Raw genomic sequence first — 16,493 nt, 5'->3', positions numbered from 1 at the left:
TGGGCGAGACCATCCAGCTCGGTACGGACCGTCTCCGACGCATCGACGGGTCGGCCGCGCTCGGCGGCCAGCGGTCGGAAGTTGGCGCAGTTGCGCATCCCGAGCAGACAGCCGAACGCGTCATAGTTCCGGGTGATGTTGAGGAAGAACCGGGCGATTGCAGCGCGCCAGACTGCGTCTTCCTCTTCCTCATGGAGGTGCCACGCTCGGCACTCGACGAATTGATATCGGTACCCGCGCGAAAACTCCCTGCCGGACAGTCGGTTCAGCGAGGAGGGGCCGCAGACCTCGCACAATGTGCGGAGTCCACGGCCCCTCGACGGTAGACGCCCTCAGCCCTTGACGCAGATGACCTGCTTGAGCTTGGCCACGACCTGCACCAGGTCCCGCTGCTGCTCCATCACCTTCTCGATCGGCTTGTACGCACCCGGGATCTCATCCACGACGCCGGAGTCCTTACGGCACTCCACACCCCGCGTCTGCTCCTCCAGGTCCTTCGTCGTGAACCGCGCGGGCGCGGACCTCGTGAGCGGCTGCGGGTGCTGGCTCACGCGCATCGACGCGATGGGCAAGCTGCTCTATCTGGCAGCGGCGGTCCCTCGCAACCCCGTTCAGCTCAAACTCCAGTCTGTTGGCTCGGTTGACCCCGGACTCCGGGCAGCATGTCGGACGGAGGATCGCGTGGAGCTGCGCCACGCGCCTGTCGATCTCCCCTTCGCCGGCGTCCCAGTCGGGGAGCGGGCCGTCCGCGATGACGGCTTGCCCTTCGGGTTCCATCCTCACGGGCTCAGTGCCTCGCCGCGTAGCGGCCGTACCGGTGCAGGCGCCGATCGAGTATCGCCCGCAGCCGGTCGATTCCGACTGGCGCGGACAGTGCCCGCTTCGGCAGGTAGAGCACCACCAGGCTGTGCGGGGCCGGGGCTAGCAGCACGAACCCTGCCGCCGTCTCCACGTAGCCGCCGAGGCTGCCCCAGCCCCGGCGGACTTCCATGTCGGTGCCCGCGAACCGTATCCCGTCGCCGGAGTCGGCGACGGTCGCTGTCCACGGCCCGAGCGGGGCGCCCGCCCTGGCCTGCCGAGCGGCCACAATGCCTCGCCTGAGCGGCAGGCCCAGCAACAGGCCGCAGAACGTGGCACCTGCGACCAGGCCGTTGCCGCTGAGGATGAACACCGCCGCCACGAGGAGCAGCGGGCCCAGGAGCCCGAGCAGCCGGGCCTTCGCTCCCTGCGGCACCTGAGCCCGGCCGCGGAACGCGTCCTGCCAGTCCGGCTGCCGCAGCTCAAATCTCAGCTCGACGACGCCGTTGGCATCCAAATCGTGCACCACGCCCGAACTCTCGGTCATGGCCCCTCCCAGTCCTCGGTGACGAACCGTGATCGTAACGCTGAGGTCAGACAGCAGGGCCGGTGGTGTCTCGGTGAGCACCGGAAGGATGGTGATCATCGGCGTTGGCGACTGAACCTAGAACCATTGCCCGCTTCGAGGGAGCAGCCGTCTTGGAGCCGACGCCTGGGGCCTGCCGGTGCGGCAGGCCCCAGGGCGCGCGGTGGGTCAGTGCTGTGTGACGGCGTCGAGCGCGTTGACGATGCCGTAACCGTAGAAGCCGTTGACCCGCTTGGAGCCCTTGCATGTGGAGTCTTCGATGCCGTTGCCGTCGGGGTCGTACAGGCCCGTCGGGCAACCCGGGTTGTCCGCCTGGGCCTTGAGCAGTGCCTGCAGGGCCAGCGGGCCGGCCCACGGGTGGGTGCTCTTGAGAAGCGCCGCGACACCGGCCACGTGCGGGCTTGCCATCGAGGTGCCCTGAAGGAAGGCGTACCCGTTGTTGGGCATGGTTGCAAGGATCCGCCCGTTCTTCGACGGGGTGTCCGGAATCTGGTACTTGTCGCCGCCCGGGGCCGCGACATCAACGACGCCGACTCCGTAGCTGGAGTAGTACGACTTCAGGTTCTGCACGCCGGTCGCGGAGACCGTGACGACACCCGGCAGCTGGGTCGGGATGTCGAAGCACTCGTGCGGGTCGATGGTCCGCGGGACCGGGGTGGTGTCGTCGGGGCTGGAGTCGTCGACGATCGCGTCGGAGTCCAGGTCGTCGTTGGAGTTGCCCGCGGACGCGACGTGCAGCGTGCCCTTGCTCTGCGCATACAGGGAGGCCCGGTTGACCGCGTCGACGATGGCCTTCTGGTCCGGGTCGTCCATGCAGTTGTAGAGCCACGGGTCGATGTAGTAGCTGTTGTTGGTTATCTCGACACCGTGGTCGGCGGCGAAGACGAACGCACAGACCACGCTCTCCGGGAAGAAGAGGCTGGTCGTCGGGTCGCTCACCTTGATCGAGGCGACCTTCACGCCCGGGGCGACACCGGCGACGCCGATGCCGTTACGGGCGGCGGCTATCTCACCCGCGACGTGCGTGCCGTGGTAGTCGTTCGCGGGGTCGTACGGACGCCAGGCGCCCTCGCTCGTGTCCGCGACGCCGCCCACACAGTTGGCGGACTGGCTCTTGGAGAAGTTCGCGGCGAGGTCGGGGTGGGTGTCGTCGACGCCGGTGTCGATCACGGCGACGGTGACCTTCCCGCTGCCCGGGTTGATCTTGGCGGCCTTGTCCGCGCCGATGGCGCGCAGGTCCCACTGGTCGGCCTCGAGCGGCTCGGCACCATCAGTGGAGGCCGTACCGGCCTGCGCCTTGGCGCTGTCCACGTACTCCGGGGCGCCGATCTCGGTGGTGCTCGCAGGGGCGAGTGCGGCGGTACGCGTGGCACCCGCGCTCTGTACGCCCTTGACCGTGCGCATCTGCTTGGCGAAGTCGGGGTTCGTCGAGTGGACGACGATGACGCCGATCTTCTCGTGGGTGATGACAATGGTGCCGCCGGCCGCGGCTATGGCCTTCTCAACGGCCTTGATGGTGCCGAGGTTCGCCCTGGTGTTGACCACGTACGAGAGCTTGGGACCCTCCGTGGCAGCCGTGGCAGGGGTGTCCTGAACGGCGGCCTGGGCGGTGCCCGGCAGAAAGCCGAGCGACGCGGTCAGCGCCAGACCGGCCGGCACCGCGAGGGCGGCGCGCAGGCGTCTGGAGCGCAGCTGAGCCATGAAGTACTCCACATCATGAGTGGGACCGCCCGAAGCGTGTACGCAGGGGCGGGGGTACGTGACGAAGAAAGCTAGCGTCGATCAACTGTGCGTATCAATGGCCAGCGACAACAGGCTTCTTCGTTTACTCCCGTCTCACCCGTAGACATTGCGCCCACGGTCTGGTGCGGAGCCGTCCATCTCTCGTCGGCCCGTCGCGCGGTCAGAGCTGTTCCGGCTCTGCCGCGGCCGGCCCCGGTGGTGTCCCGAGTTCGCGCAACAGTGTGCGGACCTGGTCCACGTCCTCTTCGGGAGGGTCGATTTCGAGGTAGATGGCGAGGGCCTGGTGCAGGGCCCTGTTGGCCTGTTCGAGAGATCCCGTCGCCCTTGGGTCTGGCTCAGGTGGACTGGGGTCTCGGCCTCGTTGTAGCGGTGGCCCAGCGCGCGGTTGAGGTTCAGGCCGCGCTCGTAGCAGTCAACGTCGGCCTGGGCGGCCGGGTCCCCGAGGCGGACCGCGGCGGCGAGGGCCGTGGTGTGGAAGGCGGCGACGTCGGCCCAACGTCCGTGCCGGGCAAGGAAGGTGGTGATCGCCCAGGCCAACTGCCATGCGTGGGAGTCCCGTCCGGTGCCTACGGCATGGTCGACGGTCGCGGCGAGCACCGTGTCCACAACGGCGAGTCGGTCAGCGCGCTTTTCGATGCCCCGTGACCGGCTGGAGGCCAGTGCCGTCGGACGGGCGGTGCCTCTGCGTGCTGCGTTCGTCGGCGGCGGAACCACACCGCGCTTGTCAACGTCCGTCCCAGCGTACGCAAGATCATGAACGCTGACGGAGGACTCGCCCATGACGGGAACAGCTGCCCGCTACCTCTACCTCGCTCGGCACGGTGAGGCCTCACCGGATGAGAGCAGGCTGACGGACAACGGCCGCCGACAAGCCGTACTGCTTGGGGAGCGGCTCCAGCGCAGCCCTCTCAAGGCTGTCCACCACGGCCCGCTCCCACGAGCGGAGCAGACTGCCCAGCTGGTCTGCGACCAGCTCGACGGCGTTCCCTTGCAGGTGTCGGAACCGGCCGGGGACTACATCCCCTACCTGCCTCAGCGAGGAGAGCTGCCTTCGGAATCGGCCGACGCCATGCTTGCCCGCCTGTCCCAGTTCCCGGCCGAAGAGCGCGAGCGGGGCCCGGAGTTGGCTCAGGCAGCTCTCGCGCAGTTCACCGGACCGGTCGACGGTGACGAGCCTCGCCACGAACTGATCGTCACCCACAACTTCCTCATTGGCTGGCTCGTCCGAGCGGCCCTCGACGCTCCGAAGTGGCGCTGGATGGGCCTCAGCCACGCAAACGCCGCGCTGACCGTCATCCGATACGCACCCGGCCGGCCCGCTTCGGTGCTCTTCTACAACGACACGGGGCACCTTCCCGCAGAGCTTCGCTGGACCGGCTTCCCGCCCGACCTCTGCATCTGAGGGCAGTGATCTACCAACGCGATTCGGGGATGCACAAGGCGATCGAAGTGGGCTCTTCGGCCTTGTGCAGTCGTACAGCCAATGGCTCCCCCATCTCAGACACAGGGACGAGCACACGCGCGGACCACGCCTCTAGCGTTCTCACCACCTGAGAGGCGAGGGAGTGCATACACGATGCCCGAGAACGCAGCGCCACAGCAGTACTACGTGGTCATCGGCAGCGACATGGCGCGCAGAGTCTGCGGTCTGCTGCAGTCGGCCGGGCACCTCGTGCGCCACCTCGACCGTCCCACGGACGAGGATCTGCGCCGGGCGCTGCGTCGGGAGGTGGCGGGCGTCGCGGTGCTGCTCGACGACGACGTCGAGTCGTTGCGTTACGCGCTCGCCGTCGAGCACATCCGCCCCAGCCTCAAGCTGGTCGTGACCGTCTTCGACCGGACGGTCGGCGAGCAACTCCTGCGCGTACTCCCGAACTGCCAGGTCACCTCGCCGGCCGATGTCGCCGCACCCGTGCTCCTGGCCGCCTGCCTCCAGCCGGGTCTGCTGAGCCTCAACCGGACACCCGCGGGCCACATAGGCGCCCGCTGGCAGGACGACGCCGTGCACGAGGAGCCGTGGCAGCCGCCTCGCTCGCTGCGGTGCCGGGCCAGGCTGGGCAGGATCCGCGGGCAGCTGCGACCGCACGACGGCAGTTCGCGGATCATGCTGACGGGTCTGGCCGGGCTGCTCACGGTGCTGCTGGCCGACTGGGCCTGGGCCGTGGCTTTCCTCCACCGCCCGCCGGTCCAGGCGCTGTTCGAGGCGGCGCGCACCGTGTCCGCCGTCGGCCCGGCAGCCGCCCATGGCTCGGACGGCTATCTGGCGTTCTCCGCCGTCGCGATGCTTGTCACCATTGTCTTCACCGCGGTCTTCACAGCGGGCATGGTCGATCGTCTGCTGGGACCGCGCGCGGTCGGCATCGTAGGGTCCCGGGCCCTGCCGCGGGCGGGGCATGTGGTGGTCGTCGGGCTCGGACAGGTCGGCCTGCGTCTGTGCACCCAGCTGCAGGCTCTGGGCATCGGCGTGATCGCGGTCGAGCGGAATCCGGCGGCGCCGAACCTGCGGCTGGCCAGGGCACTTGGTGTGCCCGTGGTCGTAGCCGATGCGACCGACCGGTTCGTGCTGAGCACGCTCGGTCTGCGGCAGGCGCAGGCGCTGGCCGCCGTGGCCTCCGACGACCTGGACAACATCGCCGTATCGGTGACGGCCCTGGCAGTCGCGCCCGAGTTGCGTGTGATCATGCGCGCGGGCGAGCACGAGGCCATCGCCGAGACCCGCTCCCTGTTCCGGATCGGTGACGTCCACGATCTCAACAGCCTGACCGCCGCGTATACGACCGCGAGTCTGAGCGGGCTGCGACCGCGGGGCGTCGTGGCACACGGCAAGCAGCTGCTGGTGCAGTGCGGGGACGGGGCCTTCGTACCGTGGCCCGTGGCGGACCGCTGCGATCACCCGCAGGAAGGCGACGCCCGCACGGAGATCGCCGCCGCGCATCTCCCGGGCTGACTCCGCTGCACACCTACGACCGCGTTTGAGCATTTGTACGAACCGGGCTCCGGCGCGCGTGACATCTGTCCATGGTGGCGCGGTCGCGTTCGCTCCTACCTTCTGCGTACCCCGATTCCGCGCGCCGGGTCACCCCTGGCGTTCCATACGGTCACGTGTCCTCGCCCCCGGCGGCTCGAAGTACGCGAGCCCGATGCGCCGGGCGGCCGTCCTCACCCGACCCGTGGGCACCGGCAACGGCGAGCAGGCCGCGAACAGGCAGCCCTGCTCCAGCGAATCGGCATTCCGGCCTCCCCCTGTGGTCGTACACACCGTTGTCCCACCCCTGCTCGGCATGTGGACGACCCACAGGCCGGTCCCCCGTTCCCCCCTGTAAGGACTGAGCATGAGCGCGCAACCCTCGAACACCGACGTGGCTTCGCCACCCCGTGAGAGCGGGCAGACGCCTTCCGCGGACGGCCTCCAGGCCGGGCTCAAGAACCGTCATCTGTCGATGATCGCGATCGGCGGTGTGATCGGCGCGGGCCTGTTCGTCGGTTCCGCCTCCGGCATCGCGGCCGCCGGACCCGGCATCCTGCTCTCGTACGCCCTGGTCGGCGCGATGGTCGTCTTTGTCATGCGGATGCTCGGCGAGATGGCCGCGGCCCACCCCACCTCCGGCTCCTTCTCCGCCTACGCCGACCGGGCACTCGGCCGCTGGGCCGGCTTCTCCATCGGCTGGCTGTACTGGTTCTTCTGGGTCGTGGTCCTGGCCGTCGAGGCCACCGCCGGCGGGAAGATCCTCGAGGGATGGATCCCGGCGGTCCCGCAGTGGGGCTGGGCCCTCATCGTCATGGTGGTCCTCACGGCGACCAACCTGGTCTCGGTCGGCTCCTACGGCGAGTTCGAGTTCTGGTTCGCCGGGATCAAGGTCGTCGCCATCGCCGCGTTCATCGTGATCGGCGGGCTCGCGGTGTTCGGCGTACTGCCCGGCTCCGGCCACGAAGCCGTGGGCCTGGCCAATCTGACCGGCCACGGTGGGTTCCTGCCCAACGGGCCCGGAGCGATCCTCACCGGCATCCTGATGGTCGTCTTCTCCTTCATGGGAAGCGAGATCGTCACCCTCGCCGCCGGCGAGTCCGAGGACCCGCGACGTGCTGTCACCAAGGCCACCAACAGCGTGATCTGGCGGATCGGCGTCTTCTACCTCGGCTCGATCCTGGTCGTGGTGTCCCTGCTCCGGTGGGACGATCCTGCGATCAAGGAGAACGGCTCGTACGTAGCGGCGCTGGAGACGATCGGCATCCCGCACGCCGGCCAGATCATGAACGTCATCGTCCTCACCGCAGTGCTCTCCTGCCTCAACTCCGGCCTGTACACCGCCTCCCGTATGGCTTTCTCGCTCGGCGAGCGCGGCGACGCGCCCAAGCCGTTCGCCCGCACGAACAGCCGCGGCGTGCCTCAGGCTGCCATTCTGGGGTCGGTCGTCTTCGGCTTCGTCGCGGTGTTCTTCAACTACCAGTGGCCCGACACGGTGTTCCTCTTCCTGCTGAACTCCTCAGGTGCGGTTGCCCTGCTCGTCTGGCTGGTCATCTGCTTCACCCAGCTGAAGATGCGCGCCATCCTGCTGCGCGAGTCGCCGGACAAGCTCGTCGTACGGATGTGGCTCTTCCCGTACCTGACGTGGGCGACGATCGCGATGATCTCGTTCGTCCTGGTCTACATGCTGACCGACGACGCCGGACGGGATCAGGTGATCCTCTCCGTACTGGTGGCGGCGCTGGTCGTGGCGATCTCGGTGGTCCGGGACCGACTGCGCGCGGACACCGGGGACGCGCTCACGAGGCGGTAGTTCGCCCACTGCACCGCTCGGGCTGGTGCGGACCGGACCTGCCCGGGCGGTATGCGGACTGCGGTCGCCCGCCGGTAAGTTGATCAGATGCAGTTCGCCGCCGAGGGCGCGCACGATGAAGCACTATGGCGGTTCCCTGCGAGGCGGATCAGGGAGGCTCAGCCGTCCACCGGCAGACCGTGAGGCTCCTTGATCCGCTTCATGATGATCTGCGAGTTGACCTCAGTAACGCCGGACAGCGAGGTCAGCTTCTCGATCCACAGCCGCTCGTACGCACGCAGGTCCTCGACCGCGATACGCAGCAGGCATCCCGGGCTGCCGAAGAGCCGGTACGACGTTGCTGTCTTGTCTCTCACCGGGTGACCGCAGGCAGTGCACACGCGTGAGCAGGTGATGCACCGGCCGGTGTCCGCCTGGAGGACGCGCTGCTGGCCGCAGCGGGGGCAAGCGGCCCTGGCCGCTGCTTCCTTCTGCCGGGCCGTGCAGCGACAGCAGTACTGCCGGTCGATGAAGCCGACCGGGGCCCCGCAGCCGATGCAGTCGCTCTGTTTGACGCCCACGATGCCACCCGGGTCAGAGCGGCGGCATCGAACGGCCGCGGGCGGAGGCCGTCTTGGGCAGGTCAGCGACGGGCCGCGGTGGGGCGGCAGGACGCCCGACGGGGGTGGTGTCGACCTCGAACAGGTCGTTGGGAGTGCATTCCAGCGCGGTGCACAACGCGATCAGGGTGGACATCTTCACCTGGGAGGGCTCTTTGGTGAACAGCGCGGACACCGACGCGGAGGACATCTGCAAGCCGGCGCGTTCGGCCAGAAGGCGCTGCAGCTGGGTGCCAGTCCAGACCTCACGCTGGGCGGCGGCCATCCGCAGGCGCCATCGGATCTTCATGCGGGACCGCCTTCCTCGGCGGTGAGTTCGCCCAGCGTGGTGGTCACCGCGCGGCGATACGCGTCCTCGATGAACGTCGCGGACGGCCGGACGTATCTCATGGTCGAGCTGACCGTCCAGTGACCGAGGAGCTGCTGGATCGCCACGAGGTCCACGCCGCGTTCGTAGTTGTGGGTCGCGCAGGCCCGCCGCAGGGCATGCGGGCTGAACCTGTCGGTGGCCGGGCGTCCTTCGAGTTCCATGAGATAGCGCAGGCGGTTGCGGATCGTCCCGCGGTGCAGGCTGCCGCCGGATTCGTCCGCGAACAGCGCCGGTGAGTTGGGGAACTTGCCCCGCACGTCGTCGAGGAACCAGTGGAGGACGAGGTCGAGGCCGTCCAGCATGGGCACCCAGCGCGGCCTGGGGCCGGAAGTGCGGGCGCCTTTGCCGAATCGCACGTGGAGTTTTCCGAACGGGCCGCGCGAGAAGTGGGCGTCGGGACGGTCCAGCAGGGAGGCCTCTTCCGAGCGCAGGCCAGCGTGATAGAGGGTCCGGAACATTGCATAGTCCCTGGCGGCGGGTCCGTACTTGCGAGCGGTGGCGATCCGGGCCTTGAGGAAGTCGAAGAACTCCGCGACTCGTTCCGGGGTCGGTGGCGGCAGCTGGGCCGGAGAGTCGTCCCCGACATGCCGTGAGGAGTTGAACTCGTCCACCGGGCAGACCAGACGGACACCGAACCCCGCTTCAATCTCAACAGCCTTGCGGACCTGCAGGAACCGGTGGAAGCCCTTGAAGATCTGCACATACTCGCGCCGGGTCGATGCCGCCCGCCCGGCGAGGGCCAGGTCGCCGACGACTCGGTCGATGTCCTCCGGGGTGACGTCCCATGCAGGTCGGCCCAGCGCAGTGAGCGTTCGTTCCAGCAGGCCAATGTCGTTCTCGACCGTCACCGGGCTGAACCCGCGGGCCCGCCACGAGGCGACGAACGCCTCGACACACTCGGCCTGGAACTCCCACGGATCGGCGGTCACCGGCTCCAGCGGGACGGCACCACCCTCGATCACCCGCAACTGGGATGTCACCGGCACACCTTCCTCGCACCTGACCGATCAAGGCAGCACCTGGAGAATCCGAGTGCCACCGTGAAGACCAACGAGGACCGCGGGAGATAGATACGGGCCGGTGGTGGCAGCGATCCTCGAAAAGGAACATGTGCCAGCCCCAGATGATTGGGCAGGCGCCTTCGGCGACGCGACCGTCGCCGCCGCGATGCTCGACCGGCTCCTTCACCGAGCCGCCGTAGTCGGCATCGACGGACCGTCCTACCGCCTCCGCTCGCACCAGTCCCACTCCGACAACCTCCGCAAAGGGGTGACCGGACGTGCTGGTTGAACTCCGGGCCTGCCCCATCTGCTGGACCCAGTTCCAGGTCAACCCCCAGGCAACCCGCCATACCTACTGCACCCCCCGCTGCAAAGCCGAAGCAGCCAGGCGACGACGCCGTGAACGCGACGAAGCCATCAACACAGCGGAAACCGACGTGGTCACGCGGCAGTCGCCGGCACCCACACCCCTGACGCCCACAGCTATCCGCAACTGCCCGCACTGCGACAAACCCGTCACCATCGTCGCGCTTCTCGCCACCCCCGAGGCCGCGCGGCCCACCATCCCCGCAGCAAGTCCGACGTCATCCCAATGCGCCGCAGCTGAGCGACCGCACGTCACTGACCTTGTCGGCCCCAGGCGGCGGCAGGGTCAGCCGGCGTTTCCGAACGAGGCGCCGTTGTTGTTCCACATGAAGGCGTCCTTCCAATCCGGGCGCCCGTTGGCCCAGCCGCTCAGGGCGACGATCACCTTTTCCTGGGAGATCGTCCGGGTCTGGTAGTGCTCTGCCGCCGTCCCGTCACGGAACTCCAGCTGATAGGTGTTGTCGTCCCTCAGCCACACCTGCACATACCAATCACCGGCCGCCTCATCGTCGACTCGCTCGACGATCACGAAGGCGTTGCCCCGGCCGAGGTTCGCCACCATCCGACTCAAGGCCGTGGGCCCCGGATTCCTCACCTGACGACCGTGCTCGTCTCTCGCTTGAAGCATGGCCCGATCATCCCCCACAGCTCTGACACCCGTCGAAGAGTAGCCACGTCACGCCCGCGCTCGCTCCCCACGTTCCCCAGTTGGTTCACTCCGTGAACCAACTGGGGCGAAGAGTAGCTCTGAGGAAAATTCGGGATCGGCATCACTCCCAGGTGACCGAGCTGGACTGTACGGCCATCGGCACGGAAGACTGCTGCATCAGGGCCTCCTGCTGCTCGGTGATTCGACACCAACGAGCTGTTCAGGAGGCCCTGTCCGTATGCACCAAGCGCCCCACGATCACCCAATCGGGACTCCCGTTCGACGCGCATCTCTCAAGATCGGAAAGACAACAACTACTCACAGTCCCCTACTTGCCGTAGACCTGGAGTTCGTAGAGGGAGATTCCATAGGGGGTGGCGCGGGTCTGGCCGAGGATTCGGACGTAGCGGCCCTGGCCGTTGACGTCGAGGGTCTGGGTGCCCCCGGTGCCGTTGGAGGTGGTGTAGAGGTCCTTCCAGGTTCCGAAGTCGGGGTCGTCGGAGACCTGGACCTTGAAGCCCTTGGCGTAGGCCCCTTCCCACTTCAGGACCACCTTGGAAAGGGTCTTGGAGGAGCCGAGGTCGACGTTGATCCACTGGTTGTCCTGGAAGGCACTGCTCCAGCGGGTGTCGCCCTTGCCGTCGACCGCGAGCTCAGGACCTGAGCCGCCGTTCTCCGTGGAGGAGGCCCAGGCGCGCTTGCCCTGCGAGAGCGGGGTCTCTCCGGGGTTGCCGGTCTCGGTGGTGGCCGAGACGGGTGCGGAAGCGGCCGAGATGTTCCCGGCCACGTCACGGGCCTTCACCGTGTAGGTGTAGGTGGTGCCCGCGCTCAGGCCTGTGTCGGTGTACGTCGTGCCGGTCGGGGTGGCGACCTGCACTCCATTTCGGAAGACCTGGTAGCCCGCGATTCCGCTGCCGCCGGTGTTGTCGCTGGAGGCGGTCCAGGACAGCGTGACCGAGGAGGTGGTCTTGCCGGTCGTGTTCAGCCCGCCCGGTACCGAGGGCGCGGTGGTGTCCGATCCGCCGCCGGTCTCGGTGGTCGCCGAGAGCGGTGCGGAGCCTGCGGAGATGTTGCCGGCGGCGTCTCGGGCCTTGACGGTGTAGGTGTAGGTGGTGCCCGCGCTCAGCCCGGTATCGGTGAAGGAGGCGGAGACCGAGGTGCCAGCCTTCACACCGCCACGGTAGATGTCGTACCCCGTCACAGCGGTGTCGTCCGACGAAGCCGTCCAGCTCAGAGCGACAGTGGTCGACGTCTTCGCGGACACCTTCACACCCGACGGCGCACTCGGAGCCTGCGTGTCCTGGCCCGGTCCCTCGCCGCCGTACAGGTCGGCGAGGCTGAGCCCGGTGGTGCTGGCGGCTCCGCCGAGCTTGACCTGGTGGTCGAGGCTGACGAACTTGCCGCCGCTCTGCCACAGGGCCGGCTTCAGGAGGGAGTACTTGGCCTCGTCCCAGGTCTTCCAGTCGTTGTTGAGAAGGCCGCCGGTGTCGCCGGAGTTAGGGTTGATGCACCAGAAGGTCTGGTGGATCTTGTTCTCCACGATGAGGTCGCGCAGCGCCGTCATCCACTTCTGGTTGGGGCCGTTGTCGAGCATGCCGCCCCATTCACCGATGAGCAGCGGTGCGGTGTTCGACTTGTGGAGGTAGAGCCAGTTGGGGTCCCAGACGTCCCGCTCCAGCGTGGTGCGGTTCCAGTCGCCCTCGAACCAGGGCTGCTGGTAGACCAGCGGTCCGTAGTCGTGCGGGGAGTACACGAGCTGGTCCTGCTGGTCACCGAGGTCGACCGGGTGGTCCTTGGCGCCGCGGAGGTTTCCGCCCCACCAGTTGAAGTCGTAGTCGGCCTCAGTCGTCGAGGTCCAGTTGATTCCGTCCTTGGGGTAGATCTCGATTCCCTCGCACATGACGAGGACGTTGGGGTTGATGGCGAGGATCCGCCGGCCCGCCGTCTGGCAGGCGTACTTGAAGTTGTCCTGGTCGGTGGAACCGTCCCACTTCGCCCGGGGACTTTCGGTCTGCTTGCCGTGGGGCTCGTTCTTGACGTCCATCGCCACGATCGTGTCGTTGGTCTTGTAGCGGTCGGTGACCCATTCCCAGGCCGAGTAGAACTGCTCGCTGGTGATGGAACCCTTCCACCAGACGGGGTAGATGTGACCGGAGTTGTCGGCCTCGGCGCTGTGGACGTCGAGCATGACCTTCATGCCGTACTTCTCCGCCATGGCGAGGAAGGCGTCGAAGATCTGCAGGCTCGTCTTGTCCTTCAGCTCGGGGTTCTCGTAGTAGTTGACCCCGTTGGGGACCGCGGCCCTGCCCTCCTTCCACTCCAGCAGCAGCTGGGTGGATATCGGCACGCGCAGGGTGTTGATGCCCCGCTGGGACATCTCCTTGGTGATGGTCTCCATGTTGGCCGACCACAGACCGTGGAAGACCCGCTCGCTGGCGTTGAAGCCGAACCAGTTGGCCCCGGTCAGCCAGACCTTGTTGCCGTTCTCGTCCACGATCTGGTTGCCCGCGGTGTGGAGCCAGTCCTTGCCCGAGCCGGATGCGACCGGCTTCGTCCGGGCGGTGATCTGCGTCGAGGCGCCGGAGACGTTGCCCGCGGCGTCACGTGCCTTGACCGTATAGGTGTAGTCCTTGTCGGCCTGCAGCCCGGTGTCGGTGTATCCCGTCGTCGTCACCGGAGCGGCGTTGACCTTCGTGGCACCGCGGTAGACGTCGTATCCGGTCACGCCGGTATCGTCGCTGGAGGCCGTCCACGCCAGGGATGCCGTGCTGGTCGTCGTGGCTGTGGACGTCACACCCGTCGGCACGGTGGGTGCCTGGGTGTCCTGGCCACCGCCGCCGGCGTCCGTGGTGACGGCGAGACCCGATGACGCGGCGGAGGAATTGCCCGCCTTGTCGCGTGCTTTGACGGTGTAGGTGTACGCCGTGGAGGCCTTCAGACCGCTGTCGGTGTACACCGTGCCGGTGACCGCCGCCGAGTTGACCTTCGTACCGTTGCGGTAGACGTCGTATCCGGTCACGCCGATGTTGTCCGTGGCAGCGGCCCATGAGAGGGACACGCTGGTGGCCGTCTTGCCCGTGGAGGTCACTCCCGCGGGCGCCGAGGGAGCCTCGCTGTCGCCCGCGCCCGCCTCGGGGATGGCCGGGTAGGCGTTCTTCACGAGCATCTCGAACTGGTCGTGGAACCAGTGCCCCGCGAGCGGGGCGTTCGGCAGCGCGCCCGTCTTGTTGTTGCCGCCCGCCGGCGCCGAGAACGTCGGATCACACATCGGGTCCTGGCGCTTGCCCTCGTCGTTCTCGATGTCCTCGCTAGCCCCGTCCGACTCGCCCGGCGGCTTCACCCACAGGAAGGCGTCAATGTACGAGTCGGGGTTGCCCACAGGACTCGACTGCGGGGGCGCACCGATCCCCGCACCGCTGACGTTGCACCACAAGCCGCGGTGCGCACGCCGGTCGACCTTGGACTCACTGACCCAGGTGTCGAGCGTGGTACTGGTACTCGCGACCGACGGGCGCGCCGCTCCTCCCCATCCGTTGCGCGAGGTGTCGATTACCATGCCCGTCGAGGTGGGCCACCCCTGCGTCACCAGCTCCTTGTGAACGTTCTTCGTGAAGTCCGCCTCGTCGAAGTTCGGGTTCCACTCGTAATATTTGCTGCCCTTGACCTGCGCCCCTCCGATCATCTTGTCCGGATCGGTGACGAACGGTTCCGTCAGCGGCGTGTAGTTCGCGACATTGGTGATCAGACCGTCAACGCTGGCCAGACCCGCCGGGGTGCCCTTGGCCACGTCGGTGTAGAGCTGGACCGTCTGCTTGAGGTTGTTGTCCCAGCCGAGCCAGCCCGAGTGAGCGAAGTCCATGTAGGTGTAGACGTTCGCAATACCGTGCAGCTTCTCCAGGGCGTACTGCACCGCCTTGACCTGTATGCCACTGGACTTGGCCTGCTGGCACTCGGGGTCACTGGCGGCGTTCGTCACCAGGTTCGGGAGGCCGTCGGGCTCAATCACCGTCGTGATGCGGATGTCCGCGTACTTCGCGTCCTTGAAGACGTCCGAGATCGCGTCGATGTACTCGGACTTGTACCGGTTAAGGCCGGCCTGCGTCAGGGGCAGCTCTCCGTTGGACGCCAGCGCCGCGCAGTCCCGGCCGGGGAGGTCGTAGACGACGAACGTCGCGGTGAGGGGCTGTCCCTGCTTCTTCTGGGCCAAGGCCAGGTCCAGATGATCGCGCAGGCTCTTGCGCCCAGCGTTGGCGTCACCCCCGTGGACGGCCGCTATCCGGTCCAGCCACACCGCGGTGGGGTAGGTCTGGACCGTCTCCATCTTCGCCTTTACGGACGCGTCGTCCGTCTGACTGATCGAGTCGTCGACGAGTTCGGCGTAATCCGGATTCACGTACGCCGAAGCGCGGGCGAACGGATTGTCCACATGCGCTTCGGCCGCTACCGCTGCTGCCGGCGCCGAAGGCACCGCCGCCGAAATCGCAGCCAATAAACCCGTCGCAGCTACGGCAGCGACTGCTGCCGTAGCTGCACGAGCCCTTCTGACGTACTGCATGAACCTTCTCCTTCCGATACATGGGAGCGCTCCCACGTTGCGCAAAGCGCCGGCATGTCAGTGATCCGGAGATGGGAGCGCTCCCAAATTGCACACGAGTGGGACCGAAGGGACAACCCTCCGACCCGATGTGTGACGTCGGAGCGTGAAAGCCACTTCTGCCAACGTGGCGCCGCGACCAATGAAGCGGCGATCGGGCCATGTCGTCAAGAGCCACGGCAAGAGTTTCCTTAAACCCCCTCGTCACCCAGAGGAAACGTGTAGACAACACTTTCCAGGCGCGGGTTGCCTTGGCCGATGGAAAGCAACGTCTGGGATCTGCACGGCACTTGACGGGTGCGCTCGTCCGTGGTCCGCTCGTTGCCACGCGGCCTGCGGGGTCGAAGCCGCACGTCTGAGCCGAGCTCCCCCGTCGGCCTACGAGTGCTGGCGGGTGCGTTCATCCTGTCTGTAAACGGGTCGAACCGTCGCGTGGCCGCGTCAAAGTTCGCCGGCCTTCATGGCCAGTCGTTGAGGAACGGGCGAAACCAGTACCGGCGTCCACCCACCGACCTCGGACAGACACGCGGGGCTCACGGAACCAAGGGGTTCCGTGAGGCCCCGGGCCGAGCGGGCGGTTCAGGAGGAACCGCGCGCGATCAGCTCGGTCGGGAGGATCCGGCGCACCTCCTGAGCCGGCGCGGGACCGGCTTCGGACGGTCCCATCACCCTCTGGAGCAGCAGCCGGGTCATGGTGCGGCCCATCTCCTCGATCGGCTGACGCACACTCGTCAGAGGAGGGTCCATCAGGTGGGCCACCGCCGAGTCGTCGACCCCCACGAGAGCCACGTCATCGGGGACCCGCCGCCCGGCCTCACGCAGCACACCGCGCGCACCGGCGGCCATCACGTCGGAGGCCGCGAAGACCGCGTCCAGGTCCGGGCTGCGCTCCAGGATCTCCAGCATGGCCCGTCGGCCTCCGCCCTCGGTGAAGTCCCCGGTCGCCACCAGCGAGTCGTCTAGGGCCTGTGTGGAGTTGTGATCTCGTGGGCCCCCGGCCCGGGAGGGT

Annotated in this window: 10 protein-coding genes and 4 pseudogenes; 5 read left to right on the top strand and 9 right to left on the bottom strand. The window is 67.5% G+C overall.

All coding sequences use genetic code 11. The features are described 5' to 3' along the window. Nucleotides 1–332 precede the first annotated feature (332 nt). The 3 genes and pseudogenes from SLUN_RS38330 to SLUN_RS38315 form a co-directional block, all read right to left on the bottom strand. Nucleotides 333–521, bottom strand: a pseudogene (locus SLUN_RS38330) (RtcB family protein); the annotation flags it as partial. A gap of 266 nt (nucleotides 522–787) precedes the next feature. Continuing rightward, nucleotides 788–1,345: a hypothetical protein gene (locus SLUN_RS38320; RefSeq protein WP_108154412.1), complete on the bottom strand. Its 558-nt coding sequence runs from the start codon at nucleotides 1,343–1,345 to the stop codon at nucleotides 788–790. 207 nt (nucleotides 1,346–1,552) lie between these two features. Next, on the bottom strand, nucleotides 1,553–3,085 hold the full coding sequence (locus SLUN_RS38315; protein WP_108155182.1) for a S8 family serine peptidase: 1,533 nt from the start codon (nucleotides 3,083–3,085) through the stop codon (nucleotides 1,553–1,555). A gap of 366 nt (nucleotides 3,086–3,451) precedes the next feature. Between SLUN_RS38315 and SLUN_RS38310 the strand changes: the two genes are divergently transcribed. From SLUN_RS38310 to SLUN_RS38295, 4 genes are all read left to right on the top strand, one after another. Next, nucleotides 3,452–3,772: a hypothetical protein gene (locus tag SLUN_RS38310; protein ID WP_159100447.1), complete on the top strand. Its 321-nt coding sequence runs from the start codon at nucleotides 3,452–3,454 to the stop codon at nucleotides 3,770–3,772. 133 nt (nucleotides 3,773–3,905) lie between these two features. Next, nucleotides 3,906–4,529 carry a histidine phosphatase family protein gene (locus SLUN_RS38305; RefSeq protein ID WP_108154410.1) on the top strand — a complete coding sequence of 208 codons (624 nt, stop codon included), beginning with the start codon at nucleotides 3,906–3,908 and terminating at the stop codon, nucleotides 4,527–4,529. Between the two features lie 174 nt (nucleotides 4,530–4,703). Beyond that, nucleotides 4,704–6,074, top strand: coding sequence for an NAD-binding protein (locus tag SLUN_RS38300; protein WP_108154409.1), 1,371 nt, complete (start codon nucleotides 4,704–4,706; stop codon nucleotides 6,072–6,074). Between the two features lie 385 nt (nucleotides 6,075–6,459). Beyond that, complete coding sequence (locus SLUN_RS38295; protein ID WP_108154408.1) at nucleotides 6,460–7,905, top strand: amino acid permease; 1,446 nt, start codon at nucleotides 6,460–6,462, stop codon at nucleotides 7,903–7,905. Between the two features lie 158 nt (nucleotides 7,906–8,063). Here the strand turns inward: SLUN_RS38295 and SLUN_RS38290 are convergent. The 3 genes and pseudogenes from SLUN_RS38290 to SLUN_RS38280 form a co-directional block, all read right to left on the bottom strand. Continuing rightward, nucleotides 8,064–8,240 (bottom strand): annotated as a pseudogene (locus SLUN_RS38290) (Lrp/AsnC ligand binding domain-containing protein); the annotation flags it as partial. Between the two features lie 238 nt (nucleotides 8,241–8,478). Continuing rightward, the gene (locus SLUN_RS38285; RefSeq protein WP_108154407.1) at nucleotides 8,479–8,793 is read right to left on the bottom strand and encodes a helix-turn-helix domain-containing protein; all 315 of its coding nucleotides are present in this window, start codon (nucleotides 8,791–8,793) and stop codon (nucleotides 8,479–8,481) included. Next, nucleotides 8,790–9,854, bottom strand: coding sequence for a tyrosine-type recombinase/integrase (locus SLUN_RS38280; RefSeq protein ID WP_108154406.1), 1,065 nt, complete (start codon nucleotides 9,852–9,854; stop codon nucleotides 8,790–8,792). The genes SLUN_RS38285 and SLUN_RS38280 overlap by 4 nt, the downstream gene beginning before the upstream one ends. Nucleotides 9,855–10,002: 148 nt before the next feature. On the opposite strand from SLUN_RS38280, the pseudogene SLUN_RS38275 reads away from it, so the two are divergent. Further along, nucleotides 10,003–10,164: pseudogene (locus SLUN_RS38275) on the top strand (ATP-binding protein); the annotation flags it as partial. A gap of 363 nt (nucleotides 10,165–10,527) precedes the next feature. Here the strand turns inward: SLUN_RS38275 and SLUN_RS38270 are convergent. From SLUN_RS38270 to SLUN_RS38250, 3 genes and pseudogenes are all read right to left on the bottom strand, one after another. Further along, on the bottom strand, nucleotides 10,528–10,803 hold the full coding sequence (locus tag SLUN_RS38270) for a hypothetical protein (RefSeq protein ID WP_108154405.1): 276 nt from the start codon (nucleotides 10,801–10,803) through the stop codon (nucleotides 10,528–10,530). Nucleotides 10,804–11,218: 415 nt separating this feature from the next. Then, nucleotides 11,219–15,445: a glycoside hydrolase family 6 protein gene (locus SLUN_RS41945; protein ID WP_254709899.1), complete on the bottom strand. Its 4,227-nt coding sequence runs from the start codon at nucleotides 15,443–15,445 to the stop codon at nucleotides 11,219–11,221. Between the two features lie 618 nt (nucleotides 15,446–16,063). Next, nucleotides 16,064–16,450 (bottom strand): annotated as a pseudogene (locus SLUN_RS38250) (LacI family DNA-binding transcriptional regulator); the annotation flags it as partial. Nucleotides 16,451–16,493: the final 43 nt, after the last annotated feature.

This window comes from Streptomyces lunaelactis, from assembly GCF_003054555.1.
GTDB classification, from domain to species: Bacteria; Actinomycetota; Actinomycetes; order Streptomycetales; family Streptomycetaceae; genus Streptomyces; species Streptomyces lunaelactis.
Note: the sequence above shows the minus strand (reverse complement) of the source record. Positions and strands in the feature narration are given on the sequence as shown.

Coding starts and splice junctions, on each gene's coding strand:
- SLUN_RS38305 (WP_108154410.1), top strand. CDS start 3,906: ATGACGGGAACAGCTGCCCGCTACCTCTACCTCGCTCGGCACGGTGAG.
- SLUN_RS38320 (WP_108154412.1), bottom strand. CDS start 1,345: ATGACCGAGAGTTCGGGCGTGGTGCACGATTTGGATGCCAACGGCGTC.
- SLUN_RS38285 (WP_108154407.1), bottom strand. CDS start 8,793: ATGAAGATCCGATGGCGCCTGCGGATGGCCGCCGCCCAGCGTGAGGTC.
- SLUN_RS38300 (WP_108154409.1), top strand. CDS start 4,704: ATGCCCGAGAACGCAGCGCCACAGCAGTACTACGTGGTCATCGGCAGC.
- SLUN_RS38315 (WP_108155182.1), bottom strand. CDS start 3,085: ATGGCTCAGCTGCGCTCCAGACGCCTGCGCGCCGCCCTCGCGGTGCCG.
- SLUN_RS38295 (WP_108154408.1), top strand. CDS start 6,460: ATGAGCGCGCAACCCTCGAACACCGACGTGGCTTCGCCACCCCGTGAG.
- SLUN_RS38270 (WP_108154405.1), bottom strand. CDS start 10,803: ATGGTGGCGAACCTCGGCCGGGGCAACGCCTTCGTGATCGTCGAGCGA.
- SLUN_RS41945 (WP_254709899.1), bottom strand. CDS start 15,445: ATGCAGTACGTCAGAAGGGCTCGTGCAGCTACGGCAGCAGTCGCTGCC.